Annotated in this window: 12 protein-coding genes; 6 read left to right on the forward strand and 6 right to left on the reverse strand. The window is 60.6% G+C overall.

Annotated elements, in window-relative coordinates:
• Window positions 1–116: 116 nt before the first annotated feature.
• Window positions 117–1,448: a xylose isomerase gene (gene xylA / locus PW792_15510; GenBank protein MDE1163330.1), complete on the reverse strand. Its 1,332-nt coding sequence runs from the start codon at window positions 1,446–1,448 to the stop codon at window positions 117–119.
• Window positions 1,449–1,986: 538 nt separating this feature from the next.
• Between xylA and PW792_15515 the strand changes: the two genes are divergently transcribed.
• From PW792_15515 to PW792_15525, 3 genes are all read left to right on the forward strand, one after another.
• The gene (locus PW792_15515; protein MDE1163331.1) at window positions 1,987–2,907 is read left to right on the forward strand and encodes a retron St85 family effector protein; all 921 of its coding nucleotides are present in this window, start codon (window positions 1,987–1,989) and stop codon (window positions 2,905–2,907) included.
• The gene (locus PW792_15520) at window positions 2,904–3,815 is read left to right on the forward strand and encodes a retron St85 family RNA-directed DNA polymerase (GenBank protein ID MDE1163332.1); all 912 of its coding nucleotides are present in this window, start codon (window positions 2,904–2,906) and stop codon (window positions 3,813–3,815) included. Before PW792_15515 ends, PW792_15520 begins: the two co-directional genes overlap by 4 nt.
• Before the next feature lie 354 nt (window positions 3,816–4,169).
• Entirely contained in the window at window positions 4,170–4,916 is a 747-nt protein-coding gene (locus PW792_15525; protein MDE1163333.1) for a GAF domain-containing protein, read from the forward strand.
• A gap of 364 nt (window positions 4,917–5,280) precedes the next feature.
• Here the strand turns inward: PW792_15525 and greB are convergent, their stop codons facing one another.
• The 5 genes from greB to xylB all read right to left on the reverse strand — a co-directional run bounded on the left by greB (window position 5,281) and on the right by xylB (window position 10,946).
• Window positions 5,281–5,826 (reverse strand): transcription elongation factor GreB, encoded by a 546-nt coding sequence (greB, locus tag PW792_15530; protein ID MDE1163334.1) that lies wholly within the window; start codon window positions 5,824–5,826, stop codon window positions 5,281–5,283.
• 202 nt (window positions 5,827–6,028) lie between these two features.
• The gene (locus tag PW792_15535) at window positions 6,029–7,267 is read right to left on the reverse strand and encodes an ROK family transcriptional regulator (protein MDE1163335.1); all 1,239 of its coding nucleotides are present in this window, start codon (window positions 7,265–7,267) and stop codon (window positions 6,029–6,031) included.
• A 47-nt stretch (window positions 7,268–7,314) separates the two neighbouring features.
• On the reverse strand, window positions 7,315–7,557 hold the full coding sequence (locus PW792_15540) for a hypothetical protein (GenBank protein MDE1163336.1): 243 nt from the start codon (window positions 7,555–7,557) through the stop codon (window positions 7,315–7,317).
• A gap of 137 nt (window positions 7,558–7,694) precedes the next feature.
• A complete protein-coding gene (locus tag PW792_15545) occupies window positions 7,695–9,431 on the reverse strand; it encodes a sodium:solute symporter family protein (GenBank protein ID MDE1163337.1) in 1,737 nt (578 codons plus the stop codon).
• Window positions 9,432–9,449: 18 nt separating this feature from the next.
• Entirely contained in the window at window positions 9,450–10,946 is a 1,497-nt protein-coding gene (gene xylB, locus PW792_15550) for a xylulokinase (protein MDE1163338.1), read from the reverse strand.
• 565 nt (window positions 10,947–11,511) lie between these two features.
• Between xylB and PW792_15555 the strand changes: the two genes are divergently transcribed.
• From PW792_15555 to PW792_15565, 3 genes are read left to right on the forward strand one after another with little or no spacing between them, the layout of a single operon-like run.
• Entirely contained in the window at window positions 11,512–12,579 is a 1,068-nt protein-coding gene (locus tag PW792_15555; protein ID MDE1163339.1) for an aminotransferase class I/II-fold pyridoxal phosphate-dependent enzyme, read from the forward strand.
• A 10-nt stretch (window positions 12,580–12,589) separates the two neighbouring features.
• Window positions 12,590–12,691, forward strand: a complete 102-nt coding sequence (locus PW792_15560) for a PLP-dependent transferase (GenBank protein ID MDE1163340.1) — start codon at window positions 12,590–12,592, stop codon at window positions 12,689–12,691.
• A gap of 12 nt (window positions 12,692–12,703) precedes the next feature.
• Window positions 12,704–13,867, forward strand: coding sequence for a cystathionine beta-lyase (locus PW792_15565; protein ID MDE1163341.1), 1,164 nt, complete (start codon window positions 12,704–12,706; stop codon window positions 13,865–13,867).
• Window positions 13,868–13,948: the final 81 nt, after the last annotated feature.

A 13,948-nucleotide genomic window follows, 5' to 3' on the forward strand; every position in this document is an offset into this window, starting at 1 on the left:
GTCCAATTTCAGGACACCAAAACGACTAAAAAGCTGCCTTTCCAGCACGAAAAACCGCCGTTTCCCCTCTGCAATTCTCGGGGGTAACGGCGGTAAAGATTACCTTTTGAAACGATTTAGAGCTTGTCGGAGTAAATGAGTCGGGCGAGCAGATTTTCGATCTGCTCCTGCTTGCCGGAGCGAGGCTCAGGCTTCGTTCCGGAGGCCAGCGCCTTTTGCTCCAGCTGCTCGAGGGTGAGCTTGCCGGAGAAGATCGCCTGCGCGTCTGCCGTTTCCCAGTCTGCGTAACGCTCCTGCAGAAGAGCATCGTAGCGACCGTCTTCGATGATCTTGGCAGCCGTGAGGAAGGCCCGGGCGCAGAGGTCGGCTCCTCCCACGTGAGCGTGGACCATGTCCTCCGCGGTGAAGCTCTGGCGGCGGACCTTGGCGTCGAAGTTGCAACCACCCTTGCCCAGACCACCGGCCTTGATGACCTGGTACATGCTCATGGACATGGTCCAGAGGTCGTTCGGGAACTGGTCGGTGTCCCAGCCGAGGAGCGCATCGCCGCGGTTGATGTCGAGCGAGCCAAGGATACCGAAGGCACCGGCGGTGGCGATCTCGTGCTCGAAGCTGTGGCCGGCGAGCGTAGCGTGGTTGGCTTCGAGGTTTACGCGAACCTCGTTTTCGAGGCCGAAGGTCTTGAGGAAGCCGTAGACCGTGGCGGCGTCGAAGTCGTACTGGTGCGAGGTCGGTTCCTTGGGCTTGGGCTCGATGAGGATCTGGCCGTCGAAGCCAATCTTGTGTTTGTAGTCGACGACCATGGAGAGGAAGCGGCCCATCTGGTGCAGCTCCTGCTTCATGTTGGTGTTGAGCAGGGTCTCGTAGCCTTCGCGACCACCCCAGAGAACGTAGTTGGAGCCGCCGAGGCGCTTGGTGGCGTCGAGGCAGTTCTTGACCGTCGCCGCAGACCAGGCGAAGACTTCGGGGTCAGGATTGGTCGAAGCACCGGCCATAAAGCGCGGATGGGAGAAGAGATTGGCCGTACCCCAGAGGACCTTCGTGGAGCATGAGGTCATCTTCTCTTCGAGGTAGTCAATCATGGTGTGGAAGTTCTTCAGCGTACCGGCGAGGGTGTCGGCGGCGGGAGCGATGTCGGCGTCGTGCCAGCAGAAGAAGGGCAGATCGAGGACGCGGAAGAGGTCAAACGCGGCGTCGGCTTTGACCTTGGCGAGCGCGATGGGATCGCCCGCGGTGTTCCAGGGGCGGTTGATCGTGGGGCCGCCGAAGGGGTCGGAGCCAACCATGGCGAGGGAGTGCCAGTAAGCGACGGCAAAGCGGAGGTGCTCCTTGAGCGGCTTGCCGAGGACGACGCGGTCGGCGTCGTACCACTGGTAGGCAAGCGTGTTGTTGCTATCGGGGCCTTCGTACTTGACGGTGGGAAACGGACTGAAGACGGTGTCGGACAAGGCGGTTGTTCTCCTATGGTTTCAGGCTTTTTAGTGCCTACGAAATAAATAAGGCTCGGGCGTTTCGGCTTTGACGCGGAGCGTGTGGTTCAGGCTCACGAAAGCAGCCGGAAAACGGGACGCATTAGATGTACCACGCGAAAGATATCTTCGCCTAGAGGGATTTTGAGGTTGGAGGTTCGCAGGAATCAGTGTGACGCAATGGATAGTAGCTGGCTGTGACGCGAAGCGCGTTTATCGGTACTAATCCCGTGCTCCCGCTTGAGCGGGTGCTCGATGAGTGCGTTGTTCTGACGCGACATTTGGCGATACGATGTCCCCGTGACGACCGCACACAGTGCAGTCGCTCAGGGCCAAAGATTTACCGAGCTGTTGACTGGAAGTGACGGGACGAAATAGCTTATATCCAGCTCCTAGTTTTTACGACAGTTTAGTTCGTTCAGTCTGTCGGTGGCTGGTGTAGAGCCAGCCCGGAATTATTGATTGGTATTCTCGCCCCTCCCGCTTCGCTCCCGGGGCGCTGCTCACAGTAGGAGCTATGAAAACGTGGATCGAGGAGCCGAGGTTGCGCTCGGCGTGCGAACGGATCGTGAAGTCCTTGAGTCCGGATCACTACCGCTTCAGGCGTATCTCGCCTGTCGTTTTCATTTGCGGTGGGCTCAACAGCAAACCCCGAAACAGGCTTCGCGACTACCTCCAGAAACGGAGGCCGGAGTTGCAGATCTTCTACGCCGAACGGGTGTGGGAGCTGATCTCATCTAATCCCGGCCTTGGCGCCCTGAAGATGGAATCCGATCTAGCGGCTTTGTCCGACATGGTGGTCATCATCGTCGAGAGCGCTGGCACCTTTGCGGAGCTGGGCGCCTTCTCACATGTCGAAGCTCTCCGCAAGAAGCTGCTGCCGATCGTGGACATCGAGTACAAGGTTGCAAACTCGTTCATCAACACCGGCCCTATCCGCTGGATCGACCAAGAGTCTGACTTCCGGCCGACGATCTGGACGAAGCAGGCCCAGATACTCGAGTGCGCGCCTGAGCTTGAAAGCAAGATCGACACGATCCCCAAGCCGAAGCCGACAAAGGTGTCCGACCTGGTCAACAGCCGCAAGCACCTCCTGTTCTTCCTCTGTGACCTTGTGGCGGTGATCGCCCCGGCCACGATCGAGGGCATCGACTACTTCATGGGAAAGATTGCGCCCAGCGCTCCCACAGCCGATCTGGAACTCACGCTGCTCGTTGGGCTCGCGGAGGCGATGGGGCTTCTGCGCAAGGACGCCATAGCAACAGCTGGCGGCTCCACTACGATCTTCTTTTCGCCGGCCAAGACGGATGCGCTGCAGCACCCGTATCACCGCATCAGGATGGTCAACCTGCCCGAACTGCGAGCCGAATTCATCTCGGGTTTGCTCACGATTCCGGAGGCGGTTAAGGCGATGAGGGAGGTGGATTCGAAACGATGATCATTGAGAAGATGTGCAACGAGCTGTCTCTGCCGCCGGCCTATGTCGCGCGCCTGGTGCGCACTGCCTCCTACCAGTACAAGCAGTACCAGATTCCGAAGAAGACCGGCGGCACTCGCACAATTCTCCATCCATCGAAGCGCCTCAAGGCGCTGCAACGGTGGCTGCTGGCAAACGTCATTGCGTCCTGGCCCGTTCATCCTGCTGCCTCGGCGTACCGCAAGGGCGGGACGATCCTCGACAATGCCAAGGTGCACGCGAAAAGCAAGTATCTCCTGCGGATGGACCTGCAGGACTTCTTCCCGTCGCTGAAGATGCAGGATTTGCGCGAGTACGCCAAGCAGCGATCTGGGCTGTTCACGAATTGGACGAGCGAAGACTTCGAGAGCTTCGGCCGGCTCATCTTCAGAGAAGGGCAACTCACGATCGGCGCGCCTACCTCGCCCGCCGTTTCGAACGCGCTGTGTTTCGACCTCGACGTTGCCATGAACGCGCTGTGCCAATCCCGCGGTGTTGCGTACACGAGATACGCCGACGACTTCTTCTTCTCAAGCACCGAGAAGGGAGTTCTGGCGAAGGTGCAAACCGAGATCGAGGCCCTTGTAGCGGCCTCGGCGCTGCCGAAGGGTCTAAAGATCAACAAGACCAAGACCAGGCACAGTTCCAAGCGCAAGGCACGCCGCGTCACTGGTATCGTGCTGGGAAGCGATGATCTGGCGCATGTCAGCCGGCAAACAAAGCGGCATGTGCGGTCGCAGGTTCACCATCTCGACACACTCACCCCTAAGCAGCGCGTCAGCCTCGCCGGGATGATCTCCTACATCACGGGATTCGAGCCTGATTTCATGAACGTGCTGATTACTAAGTATGGGGCCACCCAAGCCATTAAAGCCCGGAATGGCGATTGATCGGTTCCGACTACGATCTCCCGAACGGATCGTCCATGTCGGGATGTTGGACGCCACTTGGGAACCCCACTGACCTCGCCGATCGGCTCATTGAAGAGCCTCCGTCCGAATCGCAAGAACGCCCGCTCATGATTGTTGGATGATGGACTGTTGTGATCTCGATGGGGCAAAGTGGCCAATGCATTCACTAGGTCACATCAGTACCGGTATGTCGGCTTGTCGGAAGCGATCCATCGGTGACGGCAACGGCGTTTTTCAGGATTAGTCGGTCGTTTGGGCGATATGACGACCTCATCCCCAAGTGCCAAATGAGATGCGATTCGAAGCGTAACTCGATAGAATCGTGCCATCCCTATGATGCAGACGCCCGCGCAACTCGAAGCAGCTGGACTCGAAGTCACCGACCTTGCTGACGAATCTCTGTATTCAACGCGCCCCCTGCATTCCCGCAGTGGAGCGATGCAGATGGAAGGATTGCATCGGCTGGCGGTCGCTTTCGTGGAGAGTCCAGAGACCATTCTCCAAGAACTCGTCAATGCAGCGGTTCGCCTCTGCGGTGCCGATAGCGCGGGGATCAGTATTGAGCGTGAAGGCAGGACAGACGAGAATTACTATCACTGGGTCGCGACCGCAGGAGAGTACTCCTCCTTCCTGGACGCTTCTCTTCCCCGGACTCCGAGCGCCTGTACCGTGTGTCTCGAACGTGGAACGCCGCAATTATTCCGCGTAGATCAGCGTTTCTTCGACATTCTGGGCGTTGAAGCCGCGCTGGTGAAAGATGGGATACTGCTCCCTTGGCAGGTCGAGGAGATGCGCGGAACGATCTTCATCATCTCGCACAGCCGCAATGAAGCTTTTGACAGCGAAGATCTCCACTTGATGCAGATTCTCGCCAAGTTCGCTGCGATGGGCATTCGGCAACAGCGCCAGCAAGAAAAGCTGCTGAGACAGGCGGCTACCGCCGCTGCGATGGCGATGGCACATGATCTTGCCCACCAAATCAACAACCCCCTCCAGAGCCTTACAAACGTTCTTTTCCTCGCCAAGCAGAGCGATGGGGTGGGCGACGAAAAATCGCTCGCAATGAAGTTGCGACGATGACTTCGCCAGGCTTTCTTCCCTGGCAAAAACTTTATTGGCGTTGCCAAGGAAATCTTCCGAGCAATGACATCCACTTGTCCGTAAAGCGGTGTCCGTACAAGTGACGGCCTAGCGGCCTTGGCTCGCTACCGAGAAGTGGGCCTATGGGAAGTCATGGTGAAGCCGACTTTGTACAGACGCACCTTGCGGCTGAAGCCGCTTTGATTCGTGGCGGCTTGATGGAAGGGCTGAAGCCCTGCCCAACCGTTCGTGGATTCTGGAGAGTTGCCCCTCACGGGTAGCGCGCCGCTGTCGCTTGATAGTTGCCAAGAGAGGCCTTCGGAGTGTCGCATTCAGGCCGGCTGAGCAAGGCACCGATTGTTTTCTAGGGCTGCTTCGCAGCAGCGTAAGAGCCGGTTGGCTCACGGAATGGCTGTACGTCGATGCGCTCGTACCGAATCTCGAGAACCTTCAGACGCTCTTTGCCGCCCGGCGCATCGAGAATGACGCTATCGCCCACAGCCGACCGCATGAGCGCACGGCCTAGCGGCGATACCCAACTGATATGGTTGCGATCGAGGTCGACCTCGTCTCCGCCGACGATGCTTACCTCTCGTTCTTCTCCCGCAGCATTGGCATAGAGCACGGTCGCACCGAAGTAAGCCTTCGCTTCCTGAAGCTTCGATCTTGGAGCTTCGGGGTCTACGAGGTCTGCGGCTTCGATTCGCTTGGAGAGGAAACGAATGCGGCCGTCGATCTGCCTCAGCCGCCGCTTAGCGTATTGGTAGTCGGCGTTCTCACTACGATCGCCGAGACTGGCAGCCCAGGCGACGGCCTCCGTCACGGCTGGACGATCTTTGGCTAGCAGGAACTGGTGCTCGTCTTTCAGGCGCGCAAGGCCGCCGGGCGTGATGTAGTTTTTGACGGGCACCGCGGGTGCGTCATTTTGCGGTCGCCTGGTAAAGCCTTTTCGCATTCCTTCTTCTCTCCGGGCGCTAGAACAGCAACTCCGCTCAGAGACGGCGGGAGCTTGCCCCTATAAGTAACAGTAAACCGCGAGCCCTCTGGATGACTCCAGCCTTCATGTGCGATTGGGCTGGAGTTCGACCGCCGAGCGGCTTCCCTTGTGGGCGTCAGGCCGTCTTGGCCGACTTGCGCGGGCGCTTGGTGTGGGTCGAGGCCTTGTAGTAGCCGGTGTGGCGTTGCAGCACGACCGCTGCGGCTCCGCGAAGGAGAGCGAGTTCCCCGTCGCCGATGGAGATGAGGGCTGGCGCGGATTTGGTGAGCAGGCCCTGCTGGCAGAAGCGCTCGATGACCGGGCGGGCGAGCTCCCAGTGCATGGTGATGTCGCCGGCGAAGAAGATGGCCTCGGGCGAGAGCGCGGCGTTGACCATGTGGAGGCCTCGACCGATGGCTTCGCTTTGCTTGCGGAGAGCGGCCTTGGCGTCTTTGTCGCCGCCGGAGGCGAGCGCGATGAGCTCCGCCATGATGATCTTGCCTGCACCGGCTTTGCCGCCGCGGTAGTAACGCAGAGCCGCGCGTGAAGAAGCGAACATCTCCCAGCAGCCGTTTTTGCCGCAGCCGCAGCGTGGGCCGGAAGGGTCGACGCAGATGTGGCCGAACTCACCCGCGAGGCCGTCGCGGCCAGTGACGAGGCGGCCTTCAGCGAGTACGGCTGCGCCGACGCCTTCGCTGATCGCGAGCAGAACGACGTTGCGGACGCGGTCGACGTGGCCGAACCATAGCTCAGAGAGGAGGCAGGCGTTGGCGTCGTTCTCGAGCTCGACGCGCAGGCCGAGGCGGCGGCCGATGGCGGCGGCGACGTCGAGACCTTCCCACGGGAGATTGGGAATCAGTGCCAGGCGGTTAGTGTCGGGGTCGACGCGGCCGGGGATGGAGAGGCCGACGCCTTCGAAGGTTTTTTCGGGGTGCTGGCTGCGGAGCCGGTCCATGGCGTCGGCGATGGCGACGAAGGCGCGCTCGGGCTCAGGCGGCAGAGGGACGACGGTGCGCGAGAGGAAGCGGCCGTTGAGGTCGACGATGGCGGTCACGGCCTGAGTGGGGCGAACGTCGGCGACGAGGATGACGAGGTCGTCGTTGAGCGAGAGCATGGTGGGACGGCGGCCGCGCGCGGTCTTGATGACGGCGCCTTCGCGGATCCAGCGCTCTTCGAGAAGCTGCTCCACGATGGAAGAGACAGTGCTGGGTTGCAGGCCGGTTTCGCGCGCGAGGTCGACGCGCGAGATGGGTTGCGCCGAGCGGATGCGCTCGAGGATGACGTCGCGGTTGATGTCGCGCGTCAGCTCGGTGGAGGCGGCTTCGATATAGGCGAGCTCGCGCACAGAGGCGTGGCTTTTAGAAACACTCTTCATACTGGTTCGGTCTTCGTTCCCAATGGAGTGCATCATACGCGCCCGATTCAGGCTTTGTACTTATCGCCGGAGCGGGGGCGGAAGCGCAGCGTGTAGAACGCTCCGAATGCGGTGAGCATGAGTCCCCACCAGAAGGTGGGGTGGTATTGGTGCAGGACGGTGGGGGCTTCGTGATGCCCGAACCAGGCCCATGCACCGTAGGGCAGCAGAACGATGCCATAGAGAAGCGTCATGACGCCGACGAAAAACCAGATGCTGAGCGATTCGCCTTGCCCAGTGCCTTCTGCCATGTTCGTACCTCCTTGGTTCCTCAGGGGCTAGCGCCCCGTTTGTTGATAGTGCGGGATGGCACGGCTGAAGCCGTGACCTTCGGTTTGTGGCCCAGGGCCTCAGGAGCTGAGGCCTCTGTGTCGTTTATGCATGGGGACTAGAAGAAGGCGATATTGAGGGCGACGAAGACGATGGCGACCACGGAGGCCCAGAAGATTGGCTTCTGGAAGAGCGTGGTTGCACCATCATCTGGGATGACGGTTGCGCCGTAGACGAGGCCTTCGAGTTCGGCGTCGCTCTTGGGCTTGGTCATGAAGCTGACGGCGACCGTTACGCCCACGCAGATGAGCCAGCTCCAGAGGGCACGGAAAAGGTTTTCGGCCATCGGCTGCGCATCGGGAGAGAGGGCGATGTGCGCAAGCGCTGCCTTGCCGCCTTCGTGTACGTAGACGAACATCGCGACGGAGCTTGCTGTGCCTGCGAGCAGACCCCAGAAACCGCCAGCTTTGGTGGCGCGCTTCCACAACATGCCGAGAATGACGGTGCCGAAGAGCGGTGCGATGAAGAAGCTGAAGAGCGCCTGCACGTAGTCCATGATGGAAGACGCGTTGGCAAGGATGTAGGCGCTGGCGATGGAGATCAACATGCCCACGACGGTGGACCAGCGGCCCATGGCGACGTAGTGCTTATCGCTGGCCTTCTTGTTGATGTACGCGCCGTAGAGGTCGTAGGTCCAGACGGTGGAGAAGGCGGAAACGTTGCCGGCCATACCGCTCATGAAACCAGCGACGAGCGCCGTAATGCCGAGACCAAGCAGGCCGGGACCGCAGTAACGCACGAGCATCAGCGGAAGGACTTCGTCATAAGCGTGCTGATGGGTGACGCGGGCAACGTCGCCGGGGACGAGGTGCATGATGCTGCCGTCGGGGTTCTTCAACACAGAGAGAGCGAGCAGGCCGGGCACGATGACGATGAGCGGGACAGCCATCTTGAACGCTGCCCCGATGACGGGAGCCATCTTCGCGGCGCGCAGGTTGTTGGCCGACAGAACACGCTGGACGACGAGGAAGTCGGTAGTCCAGTAGCCAAAGCTGACGACCGCACCGAGCCCGAAGATGAGGCCGAACCAGTTGACGCCCATCGGGTTCGAAGCGAAGCTCCCGGTTGTCGCCCAGAGGTGCGTGTAGTTGGTGTTGCCGACGTTGTGCGCGATCTGCGCTTTCAGGTTGCTCCAGCCACCGGCCTCGATGAGGCCGAGGATGGGGATGAGCGCGGCCCCGGCCCAGATAAGGATGAACTGCAGAACCTCATTGATAATGGCCGAGCGCAGGCCACCGAGCATGACATAGATGGCAACGGTGACGGCCCCGACCCAGATGCTGAAGGTGATGTTCCAGCCGAGGATCGTCTTCATAACGACGGCCATGGCATACATGTTCACGCCGGACATGAGGATCGTCATGACGCCAAAGCTGACAGCCGAGACGCCGCGTGCGCCTTCGCCGAAGCGCAGCTGCAGGTAGCCGGGGACGGAGTGCGTCTTCGAGATGTAATAGAACGGCATCATGACGATGCCGAGGAAGAGCATCGCCGGAATCGCGCCGATCCAGTACCAGTGCGTCGCGAGGATGCCGTACTGGTACGCCGAGCCAGCCCAGCCCATCAGCTCCAGCGAGCCGAGGTTGGCAGAGACGAAGCTGAGGCCCGCGATCCAGGCGCTCATCTCACGGCCCGCGAGGAAGAACTCTTCGCTGGTATTTGTGGAACCCTTCACGTAAAAGCCGATGAAGATGACGACCGCGAAGTAGAGCACGAGGATGAGGATGTCGACCGGCGACAGGTGCAGGGTCGGCGTGCTGGATTGAAAGAGCGCAAGCGAGGCGAAAAGCGGCATAGTTGAAGATTTCCCGGGCTAACGAACGATTTCGGCTTGGGGATAACTGTGTTGCAGTTGCTGGTTGTATGTCGCTCGAGCTGCGGCGTATGCCGCGCGAAGTTCGGGGCGAGGACGTGCTGTTTCGTCGGTGCGCAGCTTGACGAGACGTGCAGCGATCTCGTTGAACTCCGCAGATTGACCCTTGTATGTGACGACAGCCACCATAGCCTGAATGACCGCCCCGAGACAACCTGCCTCTAGTTCGATTGGCACGTGAATCTCTGCGCCGGTTGCGTCGGCGAGCATCTGACGCCAGGCACGGGAACGCGCTCCGCCGCCGATGAGGTGAATCGAATCAGCAGCCTGACCTTCAAGAATCAAATCAAGCCCATTCAGGATGCCGAAGCTGATGCCTTCCACCGCTGCGCGAATAAGATGCGCGGGCGTGAAGTTCACCGGAGAGACGCCATGCAGCGAACCCTTTGCGGCCGGCAGGTCGGGTGTGCGCTCGCCGTTCAGGAAAGGCAGGAAGACGAGGCCGTCGGCTCCCGGCGCGGTGGCGTCGAGCGCGGGGTCAATGTCTGCGACGGTCTTGCCGAGAAGTTGCACGGTGCCGGTGACGACGTTGGTGGCGTTCATGGTGCAAACCAGCGGCAGCCAGCCGCCGGAAGACGAGCAAAATGAGGCGACGTTGCCGGTGGGGTCGAGCACGGGCTGGTCGCGGAAGGAGTAGACCGTGGACGACGTCCCGAGGCTGAGCGTGACGATGCCTTCACGGACGTTGCCAGTGCCGATCGCACCCATCATGTTGTCGCCGCCGCCGGAGCTGACAAGGCAGGAGGAAGACAGGCCGAACTCTGCAGCGACTTCTGCTCGCAGCGTGCCGACAACTTCCGTGGAGTCGATGAGCGAGGGCAGCGCAGCGAAGAGCTGGCCACTGCCACCGTCGATGGCGTCGAGGACCTCGCGCGTCCAGCTGCGGGTGCGGACGTCAAAGAACGCGGTGCCGCTGGCGTCGCCGTACTCGGCGCGCATCTGGCCAGTCAGCCAGTAGTTGAGGTACTCGTGCGGAAGCAGGATGTGGCGGACGCGAGCAAAGTTCGCGGGCTCGTGCTCGGCGAGCCAGAGCAGCTTGCTGACGGTGTAGCCGGTGAGCGGAACGATGCCAAAGCGCTCGAAGAAGGCTTCCCGGCCGCCGAGACGGCGGATGATTTCGGCGTTCTCGGGGGCGGTCTGCGTGTCGTTCCAAAGCTTGGCGGGGCGGATAACCTCGCAGGCTTCGTCGAGCACGACGAGGCCGTGCTGCTGACCGCTGACGCCGAGGCCCTCGATGGCAGGATACCCGGCCTCCTCGAGCGCTTGTTTGACGGCGAGGCACAGAGCATCGACCCACCACTGCGGCTGTTGCTCGCGCGCACCGTCGGCACGTTCAATGAGTTCATGCCGCGCGTAGCCGCGACCATGCACGGTGCCATCCGAGGCAACAACGAGCGCCTTGGTTCCCTGTGTTCCGCAATCAATTCCGATGTACATCGTTCACCAGTCCAGCCTTCAGAGCGTTTGCTGTGTGAATTGTTTGTTGGGAGCAAATAAATTCGCCAGCAAAGCCGTTTACGAAAGTATGCGAACGATATCGGAGTCAGGAGAGGATGGTCAAGAGTCTTGTTCATGGATTTATTTCAGGAAGTAGAACTGCCTGATGGAGACAGCCGATCCTGTTTCTGCGAACAACCTATCGCGAGATGGAACTCGGTGGGTGGGCGCTTGCTTGACGCTGTACCAGGAGACTGCGGTCGCGGAAGGGCGTGGGGTTATGGCAGGGCGAAGGCTTATGCCCTGCCGTTTTCAGGCTTCCTTCAGGGGCTGCGTTGAGGGCTTCTGCCGTAGAGGAAGGACGATGTATTCTCAGATAGAGAAGGAAATGCGATGAACGCTACGGGAATGCAAGCGAGCATGGCCATGTATGCCCCAGGCGGCAACGGGCCAGAGTTGGAGCGCGGAGCCTAAGGGCTTCCTCCTGCACTGAGCAGCTGTCTGGGGCAACCTGCAAACGACGACTCTCAACCAAAACCTGTCGCATTCCCCGATGGAGAATCCCGTGTCCGAACGTCCTGATTTTGATCCGTCCACATTAGTTATTCACTCCAATCGCAGCTACGAGAAGCAGTCGAACTCGATTCTCTTCCCGATTCACCAGACGGCGACGTACATCCACGAGAGCGTGGGTGTGACGAAGGGTTATGGCTACTCGCGCGGGGCGAACCCGACGGTGAATGCGCTGGAGCAGGCCATTGCTGCCGTGGAAGGAACGGCGCAGGCGCTGTGCTTCCGCTCAGGTATGTCGGCGATTACGACGCTTTGCTTCGGCCTGCTGAAGGCGGGCGATCATGTGTTGCTTTCTGACGTGATCTACGGCGGCACGATTCGGCTGTTTCACCAAGTGCTGACGAACTTCGGCGTGGAGTACAGCTTTGCCGATACGTCTTCGGCAGAGGCTGCGGAGAAGGCCCTGCGGCCGAACACGAAGCTGCTGTTTATTGAGACGCCTGCGAACCCGACGCTGAAGCTTTCGGATGTTCGCGCGATGGCGGACCTGGCGCACTCGCGCAAGGACCTGCTGCTGGCGGTGGACAATACGTTTCTGACGCCGCTGCTGCAGAACTGCCTGGACATGGGGGCGGACATCTCGATGCTGTCGACGACGAAGTATATCGACGGCCACAATGCGACGATTGGCGGCTCGCTGGCGACGCACAACGAAGAGATTACCGAGCGGCTGCGCTTTGTGCGCAAGATCATCGGCAGCATTCAGGCGCCGTTCGATTCGTGGCTGGCGCTGCAGGGCATCAAGACGCTGCCCGCGCGGCTGGCTATCCACTGCGAGCACGCGATGCAGGTGGCGACGTGGCTGGAGAAGCAGCCGCATGTGCTGAAGGTGAACTATCCCGGATTGCCGTCGTTCCCGCAGCATGAGCTGGCGAAGAAGCAGCAGAAGAACTTTGGCGGCATGATGTCGTTCGAACTGGATGCGAGCACCGAAGTGTCCATGCGCTTTATGGAGTCGCTGAAGCTTTGCACCTGCGCGGAGAGCCTGGGCAGCGTGGAGACACTGGTGACGAAATCCGGCGACGGCTTCGCACTGCGATCTGCCGCTGGCCGAGCGTGAGAGGCTGGGCATTACGGACCGCCTGATCCGCTTGTCCGTTGGGCTGGAAGCTCCGAAGGATTTGATTGCGGACTTCGAGCAGGCGTTTGAGGCGACGTTCGGCAAGAGCTAGAGGAGATTGCGAATGAACTGGCGCACGAAGTTGATGCATCCCGGACGCACTGCGCCGGATGGGTTCGAGTCTCTGGCGGTGCCGACGTATCGCGGCTCTACCGTGGTGTTCCCTTCGCAGGAAGGTGTGCGCGACGGCTGGCAGGTCCATGAGACGAGCTACTCCTATGGAAGCTATGGGACGCCGACGACGGCAGAGCTGTCGGTGCGTCTCGCAGAGCTTGAAGGCGCGCAACATACGTTTCTGACGCCCAATGGGCAGTCGGCGATCGCGTTGATTCATCTGGCGTTCGCTTCGGCCGGGGACCACGTGCTGCTGCCTCGGAACGCCTACGGAACGAACCAGGACATTGCTTCCGGCATGCTGGCCCGCTTTGGCATCGAGGTAGAGCCTTATGACCCGTTGATTGGTGCGGGCATTGCCGGGCTCATTCGACCGACGACGGTGCTGATCTGGTGCGAGAGCCCGGGGTCGATCACGATGGAGATTCAGGATGTGCCGGGCATTGTGGCCGCGGCGCATGAGCGCGGTGTGCTGGTCGCTTTGGACAATACGTACTCAGCAGGTGTGCTGTTTGACGCCTTTGCGCATGGCGTGGATGTGAGTATGCAGGCGCTGACGAAGTATGTGGGCGGGCATAGCGATCTGCTGCTGGGCTCAGTCTCGGTGAACTCCGAGATCGCGTACGCGAAGGTGGGAGAGGCACATCGGCTGCTGGGCATGGCGGTTTCGCCGGATGAGTGTGCGCTGGCGCTGCGCGGGCTGCAGACGCTGGGTGTACGGCTGGAGAAGATGGAAGCGTCCGCGCTGCGCCTTGCCCTGTGGCTTGCAGAGCAGCCGATGGTGGAGCGTGTGCTGCATCCGGCGTTGCCTTCCTGCGGCGGGCATGAGTTTTGGACGAGAGACTTTCATGGCTCGGCCAGCCTGTTCTCGATCGTGTTTCAAGAAGGCACCACGCAGGAGCAGGCGAACGCGTTTGTGGATGCCCTGCGGCTGTTCAAGATTGGCTGGAGCTGGGGCGGGACGACGAGCATGGTGATGGCGTATCCCAGGCTGAAGCGTGCGAATGGCAAGCTGGTGCGGTTGCATATTGGGCTGGAGGACGCGGGAGACCTGCTCGCGGACATCAAGGGCGCGTTGCAATTGACGTTTTCTACGGACGTGATTCGCGCTTGAGGTAGTGGTGTCAGCCAAGATGCAGTAATCGACAAACGAAGAGGGCGATGGCGGATAGCCATCGCCCTCTTTGTTGCTGTT

This window comes from Acidobacteriaceae bacterium (genome assembly GCA_028283655.1).
Classification (GTDB): Bacteria; Acidobacteriota; Terriglobia; order Terriglobales; family Acidobacteriaceae; genus Granulicella.

Coding starts and splice junctions, on each gene's coding strand:
- PW792_15515 (MDE1163331.1), top strand. CDS start 1,987: ATGAAAACGTGGATCGAGGAGCCGAGGTTGCGCTCGGCGTGCGAACGG.
- PW792_15520 (MDE1163332.1), top strand. CDS start 2,904: ATGATCATTGAGAAGATGTGCAACGAGCTGTCTCTGCCGCCGGCCTAT.
- PW792_15525 (MDE1163333.1), top strand. CDS start 4,170: ATGATGCAGACGCCCGCGCAACTCGAAGCAGCTGGACTCGAAGTCACC.
- PW792_15535 (MDE1163335.1), bottom strand. CDS start 7,267: ATGAAGAGTGTTTCTAAAAGCCACGCCTCTGTGCGCGAGCTCGCCTAT.
- PW792_15540 (MDE1163336.1), bottom strand. CDS start 7,557: ATGGCAGAAGGCACTGGGCAAGGCGAATCGCTCAGCATCTGGTTTTTC.
- PW792_15545 (MDE1163337.1), bottom strand. CDS start 9,431: ATGCCGCTTTTCGCCTCGCTTGCGCTCTTTCAATCCAGCACGCCGACC.
- xylB (MDE1163338.1), bottom strand. CDS start 10,946: ATGTACATCGGAATTGATTGCGGAACACAGGGAACCAAGGCGCTCGTT.
- PW792_15565 (MDE1163341.1), top strand. CDS start 12,704: ATGAACTGGCGCACGAAGTTGATGCATCCCGGACGCACTGCGCCGGAT.